Genomic DNA, 16,022 nt, shown 5'->3' with positions numbered 1-16,022 from the left:
GATTCCCCCTCTTGAAGGGGGGAGCTTAACGCGGCGTTAGGGCCCTGCCGGGGGCCCGCGGGGTCCGCCTCAATCCTGCAGGAACGGGTTCGTCGCGCGCTCCTTGCCGAGGGTGCTGGTCGGGCCGTGGCCGGGGGTGAAGGCGACGTCGTCGCCGAGGGGCAGCAGCTTCTCCTTGATCATGCGGATGAGCTGCTCATGATTGCCGCCGGGCAGGTCCGTGCGGCCGACCGAACCCTGGAACACCACGTCGCCGACCAGCGCGAAGCGGGCGTCCCGGCTCACGAACACGACGCTGCCCGGGGAATGGCCGGGGGCGTGCAGGATGTCGAAGCCGAGGCCGCCGACCGTGACGCTGTCGCCCTCGTCGAGCCAGCGGTCGGGGGTGACGGCGCGGGCGCCGTCGAGCCCGTAATCGGCGCCGGTCAGCGGCAGGCTGTCGAGCAGGAACTTGTCGGCCGCGTGCGGGCCCTCGATCGGCACGCCGCCGAGGCGCTCCTTCAGCTCGGCCGCGCCGCCGGCATGGTCGATATGGCCGTGGGTGAGCAGGATCTTCTCGACCCTCACCCCCTGATCCCGGATCGCCTTCTCGATGCGCTCGAGGTCGCCGCCCGGATCGACCACCGCGCCGACCTTGGTGGCCTCGTCCCAGATCAGGGTGCAGTTCTGCTGGAAGGGCGTGACCGGGATGATCCCGGCGCGGGGCGTTCCTGGCATGGCGGTCCCTGTGCGCGAAAGGCGCCTTGGCGGCGCGTCCTGCCGCCTTCTAGCGCGGAACGCCGGCCGGGGCATCCCGGGCCGGCGGCGTGACCGCCCGGCCACAGGGTGGCCCCATGCGCCCGGAACGCGCCGGCCAAGCGCGGCCGTGGCTGGCGGCCCCATCACGCGCCCGCTATCGCTGCCGCCGCGGAACGAAGTGGGGCACGTGGCGCAGCGCGGCATCATCGGAGCGGGGCTGATCCTCCTCGCGCTCTGGCTCCAGGCCCTGGCCCCCGCGGCCGCCCTGCGCGCCATGGCGCTCGCCGCCGATCCCGTCGCCCATGCCGTGATCTGCGGCCCTTCCGGCGCGGAGACCGACCCGGACGATCCCGCCCAACAGGCCCCGCACGCCGCCTGCCAGCTCTGCGGCCTCTGCGCCGCGGGCCTGACCGGCGCCATCCTCCCGGCCGCGCCGCCCGCCCTGGCCGCCCCGTCCTGGCGGATCGCCGCCGCCTGGCCGATCCCGCCCCCGCCCGCCCGGATCGTTTCCGACCATCCCCCCGGCCAGCCCCGCGCGCCGCCTGCCTCCGTCTGATCGCCAGCGCCCTTCCCGACGCCCTCCGCGGCGGTGCCGCCCGCACGCCGCCGGATCAGACGAGTCTTCCCCGATGCCTTTCTCCCTCCCGCAGGGCCCTGCCGCCCGTGCGTCCCTCCTCCGTGCGCCCGCCCTCCTCGCCGTCCTGCTCCTGCCCGCGACGCCGGCCCGGGCCGAGGATTCCCCCGCCATCACCCTCGAAGAGGTCTCCGTCGCCGGCACCGGCAAGGCGTTCGGCGTCGCGGGCCCGCCCGGCTCGGCCGCGGCGGTGATCGAGCATCCCGTGGGCCAGGTGGTCACCGCGGTGGGCCGCGAGAACGTCATCGCCAACCGGCCGGCCACCGGGATCGGCGCGGTGCTGCTCAACAGCCCGGGCGTCACCGTGCGCCAGGGCAACGGCGCCCGCGACGTCGTGATCTCGATCCGCGGCAACAACGCCCGCTCCACCGGCGTGACCCGCAACATGGTGGTGCTGGAGGACGGCTTCGTCGTCACCCAGCCCGAGGGCTTCACGCGGTTCGATCTGGTGGATCCCCGCGCCTATTCGCGCATCGACGTCTTCCGCGGCCCGCAATCGGCGCTGTTCGGCAACTTCGCCACCGGGGGCGCCCTGGCCTTCCGCACCCGCACCGGCCGCGAGATCGATGGCTACGAGGTCGGCGTCGATGCCGGCAGCTACGGGCTGCTCAGCAACTACTTCACCGTCGGCGGCGTGAGCGGCCCCGTCGAGATCAGCCTGTTCGCGAGCGACGTGCGCGGCAACGGCTATCAGGAGCATACCGGCTACGACACGCAGACGGTGAACCTGCTCGCGAGCTACACCCCGACGCCGGACAACCGCTTCACGCTCAAGGTGATCGACAACGAGGTGCATGCCGACATCGCCGGCCGCGCCTCCCTCGACGAGTACCGGCTCAACCCCTTCCAGCGCGGCTGCGCGAGCGCCGCGACGGCGGCGCCGGGCTGCGTGACCTACTCGCTCTTCCGGAACGGCGCCTTCGGGACGAGGATTCCCGTGACGGCCGCGCAGATCGGCCTGGAGCGGAAGGACCGGCGCACCATCGTCGCCGCGCGATGGGAGCACGACGTGGACGCCGACACGACCTGGCGGATCCAGGCCGGCTTCGACGAGCGCAACATCAACCAGGCCTTCTACACCTCGTCGGGGCGCGGCAGCATCCCCTCCCTCAACGTCCTGGCCGACGTGACCCACCGCTCGGAGCTGTTCGGCCTGCCGGCCCTCACCTACGCGGCCCTGAACCTCAGCGCGCTGGACGGCCACTCGCCGACCTTCAACCTCACGCCCTTCGCCGGGCCGCGCCTCGGCGCCCTGATCGGCGACCAGTTCTCGCAGCAGGCCAATCTCGGCGGGCGCGCCCGCACGGAGCTCGCCCTCTCGGAAACCTGGACGGGCGTGCTCGGCATCAGCGCCGAGAACACCTGGATCAAGGGGCGCAACCTCGCCTATTCCTACACCAACGGCAGCCTGACCCGCAGCCTCGCCACGGCCGACCGCAGCTTCCTCAACGTCGCGCCGGAACTGGCCCTGGTCTACCGGCCGAACGAGGCCCTCGCCGTCCGGGGGCGCGTCGCCACGGGCTACGCGACGCCGGGGGCGAGCAACCTCTTCGTCACCTCCGCCGGCCTGCCGGGCAACAACACGCAGCTGCAGACGCAGGAGAATCTCGGCTTCGACCTCGGCGCGGACTGGACGCCGCTGCCGGACCTTCGCCTCAGCCTGACCGGCTTCTACGAATTCTATCGCAACGAGCTCCTGTCCCAGTCGCCGGGCTTCGGTCTCCTCAGCTACACCTTCAACGCCCCCGCCTCGGAGCATCGCGGCATCGAGTTCGGCGCGGAGTGGCTGTTCGGGGAGGGCTGGCGCGGCACCCTCGCCTATACCTTCGACGACCAGTTCTACACCGACTACGTGGAGCAGCTGAGCGCCGGGGCGGCGCCGGTCCGGTTCGACCGGGCCGGCCACGCGATCCCCGGCGTGCCGGCCCACCAGCTCCTCGCCCGGATCGGCTACGACGTGCCGGCCGGCCCCCTGGCCGGCCTCGGGGCCTTCGCGGAAACGATCGTGCAGGACGGCTACTACCTCGACAACGCCAACCTGCTGCGGGTGCCGGGCTACGCGATCGTCAACCTCAACATCCACTATTCGCGCCTGCTGCCGGCCGGCTACGCCAAGCGGATCGACCTCTACGGGGAGGTCCGCAACGTGTTCGACACGACCTACATCGCCTCCGCCAATCCCCTCGCCAACTCGCTCAACGCGACGACGGGCCTGCAGAACGGGCGCGACGTGCTCGCGGCGACCTCCGGCTCGATCTATGCCGGCGCCCCGCGCACCTTCGTGGCCGGGATGAAGCTGAGCTTCTGAAGGGCCGGCGCAGCGCGGGCGATCAGTTCGCGCTGCGCTTCAACAACGCGTCGAGGCCGCCGACACGGTACCAGTGGTAGCCGTAGCCCTCCAGCACGATGCCGTGGCGGCCATCCGCCCCCGCCTCGCTGCGGGCGCCGGTGAGGAGGTCGACCAGCACGGCGCCCTCCGGCCCCGGCACGCCGGTCTCGAAGCGGGCCTCGACGGGCTTGGCGTCGAGGTTGTGCACGCATAGCACGGAGTTGTTGCGCCAGTCGTAGCGCAGGGCGAGCACGGCGTTCTCGCCGGTCTCGATCACCGTGAAGTCGCCCCAGCCGATCTCCGGCACCTCCTTGCGCATCCGGATCACGCTCTGCATCCAGTTGAGCAGGGAGCGCGGGGCGTGGCGCTGCGCGGCGACGTTGACGTGCGGGTAGCCGTAGGGCCCCGCGTCGATGGGCGGGCTCACCGGCCGGTCGCTGCGGGTGAAGCCGCCCTGGGCGTCGGCGGTCCATTGCATCGGCGTGCGGGCGCAGTCGCGCTCCGGGATCGAGAGGTCGTCGCCCATGCCGATCTCGTCGCCGTAGCGCAGCACCGGGGTGCCCGGCAGGGAGAACATCAGGGCGTAGGCGAGCTCCAGCCAGCGCTGGTCGCCGTTGAGCATCGGCGCGAGCCGGCGGCGGATGCCGCGGTCGTAGAGCTGCATGCTCTTCTCGGGGCCGAACTTCGCGAAGACTGCCTGCCGCTGGGCCTCGGTCAGGCGGCCGAGATCGAGCTCGTCGTGGTTGCGCAGGAACATCGCCCACTGGGCCGAGGGCGGCCGGTTCCAGGTCTTCTTCAGGGCCTTGACCAGGGGCCGCACATCCGCGGCGGCGAGCGCGTAGAACAGGGCCTGGTTGACCTGGAAGTTGAACATCATGTGCATGCGGTCGGCATCGTCGCCGAAATAGGCCATGTCGTCCTTCGGCAGCACGTTGGCCTCGGCCAGGATGATGGCGTCGCCCGAGCGCCATTGCAGGAACTCGCGGAAGTCCCGGAGCAGGTCGAACCGCTCCTTGGGCGCGCCCTTCACCGCGGCGCCCTTCTGGGCGATCACGAAGGGCACCGCGTCCATGCGGAAGCCGGAGACGCCGAGCTCCAGCCAGAAGCCCATGATCTTGAGGATCTCGGCCTGCACCTCCGGGTTGGCGGTGTTCAGGTCGGGCTGGAAGTCGAAGAAGCGGTGGAAGTACCAGGCCTTCGCCGTCTCGTCGTAGCTCCAGGTCGTCTTCTGCACGCCCGGGAAGACCATGCCCTCGTCGTAATCGGCCGGCCGCGTCTTCGACCAGACATACCAGTCGCGGTAGCGCGAGGCCGGGTCGGAGCGGGCCGCCTGGAACCAGGGATGCTGGTCCGAGGTGTGGTTGACCACGAGGTCGATGATGACCTTGAGCCCCCGCTGCTTGGCCGCATGGGTGAAGGCCACGAAGTCGCCGAGCGAGCCGTAGGCCGGATCGACCCCGTAATAGTCGGTGATGTCGTAGCCGTGGTCGCGCTGGGGCGAGGGCTGGAACGGGTGCAGCCAGAGCGCTGTGACGCCGAGGCCGAGCAGGTAGTCCAGCCGCCGCTCGAGGCCGGCGAAGTCGCCGGTGCCGTCCCCGTCGGCATCCATGAAGGTCCCGACCGACAGGCAGTAGAACACCGCGTTCTTGTACCAGAGGTCGCGGATCACGCTGGCTTTCATGGAACGGGCTCCGGACGGCGACCCGGCTCAACCCCAGCAAGAGCTTAACCGTTCCGCGAGAGTCCGGTGAGGATCGCGGGACGATTGCAGGATGTTTGCTCAGGCAAGCTTGACGGCACGAACGGCGCCCGTGAAGCGTGACGACAACACCGCGCGATCGAGACGGTGTCTTTGGGGGCGTTCGATGAAGACTTGGATCCTGGGCGTGGCGCTGGCCGCCGCGCTGACGTCGTCGGCCTATGCGCGCAACTTTGCCGTGCCGAACGGGAACCCGGCGGTCACCATCGTCGTGCCGGACGACTGGAAGATCAAGGAAATCGATTACGGCTATTCCGCCAAGTCGCCCGACAGCGCGGTGATGTTCTATGTCGAGTACGCCAAGGGCAAGAAGCTCGACGCGATGATCAATCTGAACAAGGATTGGATGGCCGAGAACGAGATCGACGGGTCGGTGAAGCCGGAAGAGCGCGAGATGGACTTCAACGGCACCAAGGGCCAGGTGCTGCGCTACAACACCACCGATTCTCAAGGAAAGACCATCGTCGACTTCGTGCTGCTCGAAGGCGGCGGCGGCAACGTGGTCATGCTGACGCTCTGGGGCTCCCAGGAGGAGCGCGCAGCCAATTCCGAGGCCATCAGCGGCATCATGAAAAGCGTGCGGCCGATCCGGTAGGCGACCGGGCGCCTGACAAGCCTCCGGCCGATCGGAACCGATCGCGCCGGCTCCCCTCTCCCCGCCCGAAACCGGGCGGCCCCGGGCTCCGTCGGGAAGAGCAGACAGCCGGATCAACCGGACCCGGCACGAAAGGATCTCCAAGATGAAGCGCGTGGTCGCGGGCCTGGTGCTGGTGCTGCTCTCGGGCGTGGCCGCCCGGGCGGCGGAGGATTTCTGGGGAGGAGCCGCCCCGAAACCGGCCGCCCCGGTGCGGAGCGCGGGCGGCGGCCTCGCCGAGGTGGAATCCCTGGAGGCGGCGCTCGCCGAGGCCTGGGAGAAGACCCCGCTGACCCAGCGCCACGTCGTCTTCGTCTCGGAGAAGGCGGCACTCTACGGCGCCTACACGGAGCGCCCCTCGCGCGTCTTCGCCAAGGGCGAGGATCTCGTGACCTATCTCGAGCCCATCGGCTTCACCTGGAAGGCGGATGCCGACGGGGTGAACCATTTCGGCTTCGTGCTCGACTTCACGGTGAAGAGCCGGGACGGCAAGGTGCTCGCCGGGCAGGACGGGTTCCAGCGCTTCGACTTCGCGAGCCGCTACAAGAACCGCGAGGTCTTCATGAACATCACCATGTCGCTGAACGGCATCGAGCCGGGCGACTACGTGCTCGGCTACGCCCTGCACGACCGCAACGGCAACAGGGTCTCGCGCTTCGAGCAGCCCTTCGCGATCAAGGAATGAGCGGGCGGGCGGCCATGGCCGGCTCCCCGGCCGGCGCACCTTAAAACAGCCGCGTTGTGCACCCCATCTTGCGGGGGCCCGCCCTGCGGGCGCCCGAGCGCGGCCCCCGCCGCGGGCGGGCCTCCCGTCCGCCCGCGCTCCGGTCTGAATGAACCCCATCCTGATCAAGCTGTTCGCGACGGCGCTGACGCTCAGCCAGGTCACGACGCGGCCCGACGACGTCCGCACGCGCTTCGATCCGGCCACGGACGGCCCGCAGGTGGTGCAGATCCTGCGCGACGGCTGCGCCCATATGCGCAAGGCCTTCGACATCGAGGACATCAACCTCGACGAGCTCATCAGCACGGCGATGGAGGATCCGAGCGCGGTCGCCGGCGACAACGCGCCCAAGATCCTGCACGGGCTCGACCTGACCGAGCTGAACACGAGCTACAAGCAGTTCTGCAAGGGCGAGAACCCGGCCTCCTCCCCCTTCGACCCGAAGGCGGTGATCGCGTTCTACAACAAGGCCGTGACCGACCTGCCCTCCGCCGAGGCGCTGAGGGACGCCAAGCTGCCCGGCGCGACCGTGATCCTCGACCAGGCCGGGAAGCCCTATTCGGAAACCTTCGAAGCCAACGGCCGCCGCCTCGCGGTGCCCGTCGGCGCGATCCCCGATATGGTCCGGCAGGCCTTCGTCGCGGCCGAGGACAAGCGCTTCTACCAGCACCACGGCATCGACGAACGCGGCGTCATCCGCGCCTTCATCGGCAATCTCGCCGCGCCGGGCCGGCCGGCCGGCGGCTCCACCATCACGCAGCAGGTGGTCAAGAACCTGTCGGTGGGCGACGACGTCACCTACGAGCGCAAGATCCGCGAGATGATCGTGGCCGCGCGGCTGGAGCGCATCCTCGACAAGCCGCACATCCTCGGCCTCTACCTCAACGGCATCTATCTCGGCCGCGGCGCCTACGGCATCGAGATGGCGGCGCGCTCCTGGTTCGGGAAGTCGGTCGGGCAGCTCACCCTGCCGGAGGCCGCACTGCTCGCGGGCCTGCCCAAGGGGCCGAACTACTACAGCCCCGACAAGTATCCCGACCGGGCCCGGGAGCGGCGCGCCTACGTGCTGACCCGGATGAAGGAAGACGGCGCGATCACGGACGCGCAACTGAACGAGGCGCTGAAGAGCGATCTCGGCATCCGCCCGCCCGAGACGGCACGGCGGGAGTCCGGCTTCTACTTCGTCGAGCATCTCGGCCGGGAGGCGCGCACCTTCGCCGGTCTCGAATCCCTGACGAGCGCCTCCTACACCGTGCGCTCGACCGTGAATGCCGGCCTGCAGACGGCCACCGAGACGGCCCTGCAGGAGGGGCTCTCCACCTACGAGCGCGCCACCGGCCGCGCCCGCTACGAGGGGCCGGAGCTGAACCTCGCCGAGGCGGTCAGGAAGCTGGAGGCCGCGCCGCCCCCGGCGCCCGAGCCGGCCCCCGCGGAGGAGCCGAAGCCGGTGCCCGTGCCGAACGGGGTGAAGGCCGGAAAGGCCCTGCCGCCACCGAAAGCCGCCGCGAAGCCCACGGTGAAGCCCGCCTGGCAGCGCGCCCTCGAAACCGCCCGGCCGGTCCTCTACGACGTGCACTGGCCGCTGGCCGTCGTGCTCCAGACCGGCAAGAACGGCACCAAGGTCGGCCTCGCCGACGGCCGGGTGGCGAGCCTCGATCCGGGGCCGGCCCGCGGCAAGCTGCAGCTCTACGACGCCGTGCGGGTGCGGCTGCGCGACCCCAACGCGCGCGTGCCCCGCGCCGACCTGCGGGTGCGGCCCGCGGTGCAGGGCGCCGCCATCGTGCTCGAGAACCGCACCGGCCGCATCCTCGCCATGACCGGCGGCTTCGCCTATCCCCTGAGCCAGCTCAACCGCGTCACGCAGACGGTGCGCCAGCCGGGCTCCACCCTGAAGCCGCTGACCTATCTCGCCGCGCTCAATGCCGGCCTCCAGCCCAACACCCTGGTGATGGACGCCCCCGTCACCCTGCCGCCGATCGGCGGCATCGGCGAGTCCTGGTCGCCGAAGAACTACGACGGCGGCGGAGCGGGTGCGACCACCCTGCGGCGCGGCCTCGAATTCTCGAAGAACCTCGTCACCGCCCGCCTGCTCCAGGGCGGCATCGCCGAGAAGGCGCCGGCCTCGCTCCAGCGGGTCTGCGACATCGCCCTCGAAGCCCAGCTCTACGCGGAATGCGAGCGCTACTATCCCTTCGTGCTCGGCGCGCAGCCGGTGCGGATGATCGATCTGGCGAGCTTCTACGCGGCCATCGCCAACGAGGGCGGCCGGCCGAGCGCCTATGCGCTGGAGAGCGTCGAGAAGGACGGCAAGGCGGTCTACAGCCGCGCGCCGAAGGATCCGGTGCGGATCGGCTCGGCCGACCGCGTCGCCTTCTACCAGCTCAAGACCATGCTCCAGGGCGTGACCCAGCACGGCACCGCCGCGGCCCTGTCCGGCGTCTCGGCCTATGTGGCCGGCAAGACCGGCACCTCCGAGAACGAGAACGACGCCTGTTTCGCGGGCTTCTCCAACGAGATCACGGTGGTGGTCTGGGTCGGCTACGACAATGCCGACGGCACCCGGAAGACCCTGGGCCGCGGCCAGACCGGCGGCCACGTCTCGGTGCCGATCGCCCGCACCATCTTCCAGGCGGCCTGGGCCAACGGCGTGCCGAAGACGCCGCTCTCCGGCCCCTCGCCGGAGGCGCGGCCCCTGATCGCCGACCGTCCGATCGAACCCCGCAGCGGCCAGCTCGTCGCGGGCGGCGGCTTCCTGGAGCATTTCCGGGTGAAGGACGGGCGCGTGGCCGACACGCAGTACAACCTCGTCCCCCGCGAGACCCTCTACGCCATGCGGCCCGATGGGGAGGACGGCGATCTCGGCGGCGGCGAGGACGGCGCCGACATGGCGGGCGATGCCATCTACGGCCAGCGCCGCCGCGGCGACCTGCTCGATCCCTTCGCCGATCGCGGCGATCCCGCCCCGCAGCGGCGCCCGCCGCAGGACGAGTACAGCCCCTGGCCCGGGCGCAACCGCTACGGCCAGGCCCAGCCCTCACCCTTCGGCGACGACGAGTCCTATCCGCGCCAGCGCCGCCGCGACCCGGACTACCTGTTCGGCGACGATCCGCGCTACTGAGCCGCCGCCGACGGCCCGGCCCTCCCCCTCTTCCTCAAGGACAAGACGTGATCAGGCAGCTTCCGGCCTCCCTTCTCCTCGCGCTCGGCCTCGCGGCCCCGGCCGCCGCGCAGGAGGGCATGAAGATCCAGCCCGCATCCACGCCCTCCGCCGTGCAGGACGTGCCCTCCCTCGACGGGCAGGCGGTGCCGAAGCCCGGCACGATCCTGTTCACGGACCACCGCGACAAGGCCTCGACCAACCCGGAAAGCGGGCTGATCCTGTTCAAGGACTGGCGCAAGGCGCGTCCCGAGGAAGCCGAGATCCTGGCGCCCTATCCGAGCTATGCCGAGCCGGACTACACCGTGACGCTCAACGGCACGACGAAGCCGCGGCACGAGACCCTGAAGGTCTATGTCGCGGAGGGCCGCTTCACGATCGCCAAGCCCGCCTCCGCCATCGACCTGTCGCGCTTCGCCAAGCTCGATTTCGTCGCGAAGATGGACCCCGCGATCAAGCACAAGGCCCTGACCCCCGGGGAGGTGACCCCGACCAAGGACCCGGCGGCCGCCTTCGCCAAGCGGCCCGACCGGCCCTGGTGCGGCGCCCCCGAGACGACCTGCATCGAGTCCCGCTACGATCTGGAAGGCAAGCTGCCCCTCGGCGTGAAGCTCGCCAACAAGCTGGAGCTCGGCTCCTCGAAGAAGATCGCGGAATTCGTCTCCTTCCAGAGCGAGCTGCGCCCGCTCTCGGCCTCCGAGGCGGCCGGGTTCGGGGCGCTCACCCGGATCGCGACCCCGCCGAGCGGCGGCCTCGAGCAGACGATCTTCTGGGTCAACCAGATCCTGCGCTTCGGCAAGTTCCTGGCGGTGTTCCAGCCGGCGCCGGACGACCCGAACAGGACCGTGGTGACGACCTACATGGCGCTCGCGGTGAAGGCCGACGTGCTCGACCGCAAGCAGGAATATTCCCGCGTGCCCGTGCTCAAGAACCTGCTGCCGGTGCAGGTGCTGATGGGCAATTCCTCCTTCAACACCGGCACCTCGATCAGCGCCGGCCTGCCGGTCTATGCCCGCAACCGCATCGCCGCCTTCGCGGAGGCTTTGGGCAAGTAAGGCGCATCCGACGCGAACCGGCGGCAGCGCGATCTCCGCGGAATTGCGGCGCCGGCGAGGGGATTCAGGCCTGGGCGCGTGACGAAGCGCGGGGAGCTTCTTCCCCGAAGGCACTGTGACACGCCGCCGGGTGCGTTCGCCGGGCGATGGGCCTATATGCGGCGGACACCACGTCTCTTCAGAACGCTTCCATCATGGCATCCGAACCCGCTCCGGCGGCGGCGCGCGCACCGGCCCCGCCCGCGCGTCCCGGCCTCGTCGCCACGCTCCAGCGCCTCTGGCCCTATCTCTGGCCCCATGGCCGGCGCGACCTCCAGGCCCGCGTCTTCGTCGCCTTCGGGCTGCTGCTCGTGGCCAAGCTCGCCACGATGGTGATGCCCTTCACCTTCAAATGGGCGACCGACGCCCTCGTCGCGGCGGTCGGCGGCAAGGAGCCCTCGCTTCCGACCGGGCTGCTCGCCGCGCCGATGCTGCTGATCGGCGCCTACGGCCTCATCCGCATCGCCATGGCGGCGCTGACGCAGGTGCGCGACGGCCTGTTCGCCAAGGTGGCGATGCACGCCGTGCGCCGCCTGGCGCTCCAGACCTTCGAGCACATGCACCGCCTGTCCCTGCGGTTCCACCTGGAGCGCAAGACCGGCGGCCTCACCCGCGTGCTGGAGCGGGGGCGCAACGGCATCGAGGAGCTGTCGCGCCTGATGGTGCTGACGCTGGTGCCGACCGTCGTGGAGCTGGTGCTCGTGCTCGGCATCCTCGCCTACGAGTTCGACTGGATCTACTCGGCCGTGGTCGCGGCCATGATCGCCGCCTATCTCGGCTACACTTGGAAGGCGACCGAGTGGCGCATCGCGATCCGGCGGCGGATGAACCATTCCGACACCGACGCCAACGGCAAGGCCGTCGACTCGCTGCTGAACTACGAGACGGTGAAGTATTTCGGCGCGGAGACGCGCGAGACCGAGCGCTACGACGCCTCGATGGCCGCCTACGAGAAGGCCTCGACCCAGACCTACGTCTCCCTCGCCGTGCTGAATGCCGGCCAGGCGATCATCTTCACCATCGGCATGACGGCGGTGATGTGGCTCGCCGCCCGGGACATCCTGGCGGGCCGGGCGACGATCGGCAGCTTCGTGCTCGTCAACACGATGCTGGTTCAGCTCTCGATCCCGCTCAACTTCGTGGGCATGATCTACCGGGAGATCAAGCAGGCGCTCATCGACATCGACGACATGTTCCTGATCCTGCACCGCAATCCCGAGATCGCGGACAGGCCGGGGGCGCTTCCCCTGCGGGTGGAGCGCGGCGTCGTGCGCTTCGAGGACGTGCGCTTCGCCTACGACCCGGCCCGGCCGATCCTGCGCGGCGTCTCCTTCGAGGTGCCGGCGGGCCGGACGGTGGCGATCGTCGGCCCCTCGGGGGCGGGCAAGTCGACGCTCTCGCGCCTGCTCTTCCGCTTCTACGAGCCGCAGGAGGGCCGCATCACCATCGACGGGCAGGACATCGCGGCCGTGCGGCAGGAGAGCCTGCGGGCCGCCCTCGGCATGGTCCCGCAGGACACGGTGCTGTTCAACGACACGATCGGCTACAACATCCGCTACGGCCGCTGGGATGCGGACGCCGCGGAGATCCGCGAGGCGGCGCGCCTCGCCCAGATCGATCGCTTCATCGCGAGCCTGCCGGAAGGCTACGACACGCCGGTCGGCGAGCGCGGGCTGAAGCTCTCGGGGGGCGAGAAGCAGCGGGTCGCCATCGCGCGCACCATCCTGAAGGGACCGCCGATCCTCGTCCTCGACGAGGCGACCTCGGCGCTCGATTCCTTCACCGAGCGGGAGATCCAGTCGGCCCTCGACCGGGTGGCGGAGGGGCGCACCACGCTGGTGATCGCGCACCGCCTCTCGACCGTGGTCAATGCCGACGAGATCCTCGTTCTGGATCACGGCCGCATCGTCGAGCGGGGCACCCATGGCGCGTTGCTGGCGCAGGGCCGCATCTACGCGGCGATGTGGAACCGCCAGCGGGAGGCGGACGCCGCTCTCGAGACCCTGAAGCGCACGGCCGAGGAGGAGGCGATGGAGCAGCTTCCCACGCGCCGGGAGCCGGCGACGGCGGAGTAGCGGCGACCGGGCGCCCCACAAAGATCGTCTTAACCGGCCCCGGTTACGGTCGGTGGGTCGAAAGCGGAGTTGATCGAACCCGCGCATGCCTGGCCCTTCGAGACGATCGCGCTCCCTCCCCACCTCGGCGGGGGAGAGGATTCGGCTGCTCGAAGCGCAGATCCGGTTGCAGAACGCGATCATCCGCGCGCAGGCCAAGGAACTCGCCCATTCCCGCAAGACCTTCGACCGCGCCTCGCAAGCGGCCCGGATCGGCGTGTGGGAATGCGACCTGCCCTCCGAGACGCTGCGCTGGACGGACGTGGTCTACGACCTGTTCGACATGCCGCGCGGCAGCAAGGTCGATCGCGGCCGTGCCCTCGCCTGCTACACCGAGGAGTCGCGCCGCGCGCTCACGGCCCTGCGCAATCGGGCGATCGCCGAGCGAAGCGGCTTCAGCCTCGATGCGGAGATCGTCACCGCCGCCGGCTGCCGCCGCTGGATCCGCCTGACCGCGACCGTCGAGTCGGAGGGCGGGCATGCCGTGCGCATCTTCGGGATGAAGCAGGACATCACCGAGGAGAAGATCCTCTCGGACCGTACCCAGTACCTGGCGAATTTCGACGCCATGACCGGGCTCGCCAACCGCCATCGCTTCCAGGCCCGGCTGCACACGCCCTTCCACGCGCTGATCCTGGTCGACCTCGACGGCTTCAAGGGCGTCAACGACAATTACGGCCACGCGGTGGGCGATGTCTGCCTCGTCGAGACCGCCCGGCGCCTGTCGGATCTCTGCGGCAGGGTCGCCCTCGTCGCCCGCATCGGCGGCGACGAGTTCGCCCTGCTTCTCGATGGGGCGCCCGAAGACGGGCTGGAGGCGCTGGCCGCGCGCATCGTCGCCACCCTCGGCCAGCCGATCCGCCACGGGGGCCTGAGTTTCCACGTCGGCGCCTCGGTCGGCGTCGCCCTCGCGGCCCGGGAGGACCCGGATTCCCTGTTCGGCCAGGCCGATGCCGCCCTCTACGCCGCCAAGAACGCGGGGCGGAATACCTACCGGTTCGCCCCACCCGCTGCCGCACCGGCAGCGGGCCGCCACGAAAGGCGCGGTTGACGCGGGCACGCCCCCCTGCCATCGGGCGAGGGTCCACGCCCGCTGATCCGCCGGAGCCTCATGTCCGACCTCCTCGAGACGATCCGCCGAACGCTCGTGCCGATCCACAAGGAGGGCTATCCCTTCATCCTGATCGGCATCGTGCTCACGGTGCTGTTCGGCTACTTCTCCCAGTTCCTCGGCTGGATCTTCCTGATCCTGACCCTCTGGGTCTGCTACTTCTTCCGCGACCCGGAGCGCGTGGTGCCGGTGGGCGACGGGCTCGTCGTCTCCCCCGCGGACGGCCGGGTGAACCTGATTTCCACGGTGCTGCCCCCGCCCGAGCTCGACCTGCCGCCCGAGCCGATGCTGCGCATCTCGGTCTTCATGAACGTGTTCGACTGCCACGTGAACCGCGTGCCGGTGACGGGCCGGATCGGGCAGATCCACTACACGCCGGGCCTGTTCCTCAATGCCGAGCTGGACAAGGCGAGCGAGGACAACGAGCGCAACGGCCTCGTGATGGAGACGACCCATGCGGGCCGGCCGGTGCGGATCGGCGTGGTGCAGATCGCCGGCCTCGTGGCGCGCCGCATCGTCGGCTTCGTCTCGGCCGGGGATTCGCTCCAGGTCGGCGAGCGCTTCGGCCTGATCCGCTTCGGCTCCCGCGTCGACGTCTACCTGCCCGCCTCGACCCGCGTGCTGGTCGGGCTCGGCCAGAAGGCCGTGGCCGGCGAGACGGTTCTCGCCGATCTCGGGGGTGGCCCGGAACGGGCGTTTCGCCGTATCTGACCGCGATGGACGATCTCTTCGCCCCCTTCGAGCCCGATCTCAACGAGCCGCGCCGGCGCCGCTTCAAGCCGGTCCCGTTCCGGATGATCGCGCCCAACATGATCACGCTCCTGGCGCTCTGCCTGGGGCTGACCGCGATCCGGCTCGCCTTCGAGGGCAAGTTCGAGCCGGCGGTGATCGCCGTGGTGGTCGCCGCCGTGCTCGACGGCATCGACGGGCGCGTCGCCCGCCTGCTCAAGGGCACCTCGCGCTTCGGCGCGGAGCTCGACTCGCTCGCGGACTTCGTGAATTTCGGCTGCGCCCCGGCCCTGATCCTCTATGGCTTCGCCCTGCACGACCTGCGCTCGGTCGGCTGGATCGGGGCGCTCGTCTTCGCCATCGCCATGGCGCTGCGGCTCGCCCGCTTCAACGCGATGCTGGACGATCCCCACCGGCCGGAATGGAAGAAGGACTTCTTCGTCGGCATGCCCGCCCCCGCCGGCGCGCTGACGGGCATGCTGCCGCTCTACCTCAACTTCCTCGGCCTCTCCTTCGAGGGCTGGGGCGCGCCGGTCATCCTGGCCTATATCCTCGTCATCGCCCTGCTCGTGGTCTCCACGGTGCCGACCTTCTCCGGCAAGACCTGGGGCAAGCGCGTGCCCCGCGACTGGGTGGTGCCGATCTTCCTCGTGGTCGTGGTGGGCTTCGGCCTCGTCATCAGCTTCCCCTTCGAGAGCCTGGTGACGGTGAGCCTCGCCTATCTCCTGCTCCTGCCCCTCGGCACCCTCCAGTACCGGCGCCGCCTGAAGCAGGAGCCCGCGCCCGCCCTGCCCGCCTCCGGCCCCGACGCCCCGCCCGAGGGGCCCTGAGCCCCCTCGGGCGGCCCCTTGGCCCTTCGACGATCCCTCCGGCTGCCTCCCGGTCGATCCCGCGGAACGAAATCGGGCCCTGGGCATTCCTGCCCGGGCTCGAAACGGTTCAGAGATCTTGAGAGCAGCCGCGTTTCTCTTCGCTTCTTCCGGAACACGGCGCTCGAAC

Annotated in this window: 12 protein-coding genes; 10 read left to right on the top strand and 2 right to left on the bottom strand. The window is 70.3% G+C overall.

The genetic code is table 11. The features are described 5' to 3' along the window. Positions 1-69: 69 nt before the first annotated feature. On the bottom strand, positions 70-717 hold the full coding sequence (locus tag MMB17_RS09100) for an MBL fold metallo-hydrolase (protein WP_241101783.1): 648 nt from the start codon (positions 715-717) through the stop codon (positions 70-72). Between the two features lie 208 nt (positions 718-925). Here MMB17_RS09100 and MMB17_RS09095 point away from each other — a divergent pair, with 208 nt between their 5' ends. Both MMB17_RS09095 and MMB17_RS09090 read left to right on the top strand, forming a co-directional pair. Next, positions 926-1,294 carry a DUF2946 family protein gene (locus MMB17_RS09095; protein WP_241101782.1) on the top strand — a complete coding sequence of 123 codons (369 nt, stop codon included), beginning with the start codon at positions 926-928 and terminating at the stop codon, positions 1,292-1,294. Between the two features lie 73 nt (positions 1,295-1,367). Continuing rightward, on the top strand, positions 1,368-3,680 hold the full coding sequence (locus MMB17_RS09090) for a TonB-dependent receptor family protein (protein WP_241101781.1): 2,313 nt from the start codon (positions 1,368-1,370) through the stop codon (positions 3,678-3,680). A 22-nt stretch (positions 3,681-3,702) separates the two neighbouring features. Here the strand turns inward: MMB17_RS09090 and MMB17_RS09085 are convergent, their stop codons facing one another. Beyond that, on the bottom strand, positions 3,703-5,370 hold the full coding sequence (locus tag MMB17_RS09085) for an alpha-amylase family protein (protein ID WP_241102158.1): 1,668 nt from the start codon (positions 5,368-5,370) through the stop codon (positions 3,703-3,705). A gap of 196 nt (positions 5,371-5,566) precedes the next feature. On the opposite strand from MMB17_RS09085, the gene MMB17_RS09080 reads away from it, so the two are divergent. The 8 genes from MMB17_RS09080 to MMB17_RS09045 all read left to right on the top strand — a co-directional run bounded on the left by MMB17_RS09080 (position 5,567) and on the right by MMB17_RS09045 (position 15,853). After that, complete coding sequence (locus tag MMB17_RS09080) at positions 5,567-6,055, top strand: hypothetical protein (protein WP_241101780.1); 489 nt, start codon at positions 5,567-5,569, stop codon at positions 6,053-6,055. A 145-nt stretch (positions 6,056-6,200) separates the two neighbouring features. Further along, positions 6,201-6,779, top strand: a complete 579-nt coding sequence (locus tag MMB17_RS09075) for a hypothetical protein (RefSeq protein WP_241101779.1) — start codon at positions 6,201-6,203, stop codon at positions 6,777-6,779. Positions 6,780-6,927: 148 nt separating this feature from the next. Beyond that, on the top strand, positions 6,928-9,936 hold the full coding sequence (locus MMB17_RS09070) for a penicillin-binding protein 1A (RefSeq protein WP_241101778.1): 3,009 nt from the start codon (positions 6,928-6,930) through the stop codon (positions 9,934-9,936). Between the two features lie 47 nt (positions 9,937-9,983). Beyond that, positions 9,984-11,030, top strand: a complete 1,047-nt coding sequence (locus MMB17_RS09065) for a hypothetical protein (RefSeq protein ID WP_241101777.1) — start codon at positions 9,984-9,986, stop codon at positions 11,028-11,030. 194 nt (positions 11,031-11,224) lie between these two features. Further along, positions 11,225-13,144, top strand: coding sequence for an ABCB family ABC transporter ATP-binding protein/permease (locus MMB17_RS09060; RefSeq protein ID WP_241101776.1), 1,920 nt, complete (start codon positions 11,225-11,227; stop codon positions 13,142-13,144). A gap of 166 nt (positions 13,145-13,310) precedes the next feature. Continuing rightward, entirely contained in the window at positions 13,311-14,234 is a 924-nt protein-coding gene (locus MMB17_RS09055; RefSeq protein WP_238309186.1) for a sensor domain-containing diguanylate cyclase, read from the top strand. Positions 14,235-14,294: 60 nt separating this feature from the next. Then, positions 14,295-15,005: a phosphatidylserine decarboxylase gene (locus MMB17_RS09050; protein WP_241101775.1), complete on the top strand. Its 711-nt coding sequence runs from the start codon at positions 14,295-14,297 to the stop codon at positions 15,003-15,005. A 5-nt stretch (positions 15,006-15,010) separates the two neighbouring features. After that, the gene (locus MMB17_RS09045) at positions 15,011-15,853 is read left to right on the top strand and encodes a CDP-alcohol phosphatidyltransferase family protein (protein ID WP_241101774.1); all 843 of its coding nucleotides are present in this window, start codon (positions 15,011-15,013) and stop codon (positions 15,851-15,853) included. Positions 15,854-16,022: the final 169 nt, after the last annotated feature.

The sequence above is a fragment of the Methylobacterium organophilum genome (assembly GCF_022533465.1).
In the GTDB taxonomy this organism is placed as follows: Bacteria; Pseudomonadota; Alphaproteobacteria; order Rhizobiales; family Beijerinckiaceae; genus Methylobacterium; species Methylobacterium organophilum.
This window is presented reverse-complemented; position numbering and strand designations above follow the sequence as displayed.

Bases quoted from the DNA above. Each gene is read 5' to 3' on its own strand.
- MMB17_RS09100 (WP_241101783.1), bottom strand. From the start codon at position 717: ATGCCAGGAACGCCCCGCGCCGGGATCATCCCGGTCACGCCCTTCCAG.
- MMB17_RS09080 (WP_241101780.1), top strand. From the start codon at position 5,567: ATGAAGACTTGGATCCTGGGCGTGGCGCTGGCCGCCGCGCTGACGTCG.
- MMB17_RS09060 (WP_241101776.1), top strand. From the start codon at position 11,225: ATGGCATCCGAACCCGCTCCGGCGGCGGCGCGCGCACCGGCCCCGCCC.
- MMB17_RS09075 (WP_241101779.1), top strand. From the start codon at position 6,201: ATGAAGCGCGTGGTCGCGGGCCTGGTGCTGGTGCTGCTCTCGGGCGTG.
- MMB17_RS09090 (WP_241101781.1), top strand. From the start codon at position 1,368: ATGCCTTTCTCCCTCCCGCAGGGCCCTGCCGCCCGTGCGTCCCTCCTC.
- MMB17_RS09045 (WP_241101774.1), top strand. From the start codon at position 15,011: ATGGACGATCTCTTCGCCCCCTTCGAGCCCGATCTCAACGAGCCGCGC.
- MMB17_RS09050 (WP_241101775.1), top strand. From the start codon at position 14,295: ATGTCCGACCTCCTCGAGACGATCCGCCGAACGCTCGTGCCGATCCAC.
- MMB17_RS09070 (WP_241101778.1), top strand. From the start codon at position 6,928: ATGAACCCCATCCTGATCAAGCTGTTCGCGACGGCGCTGACGCTCAGC.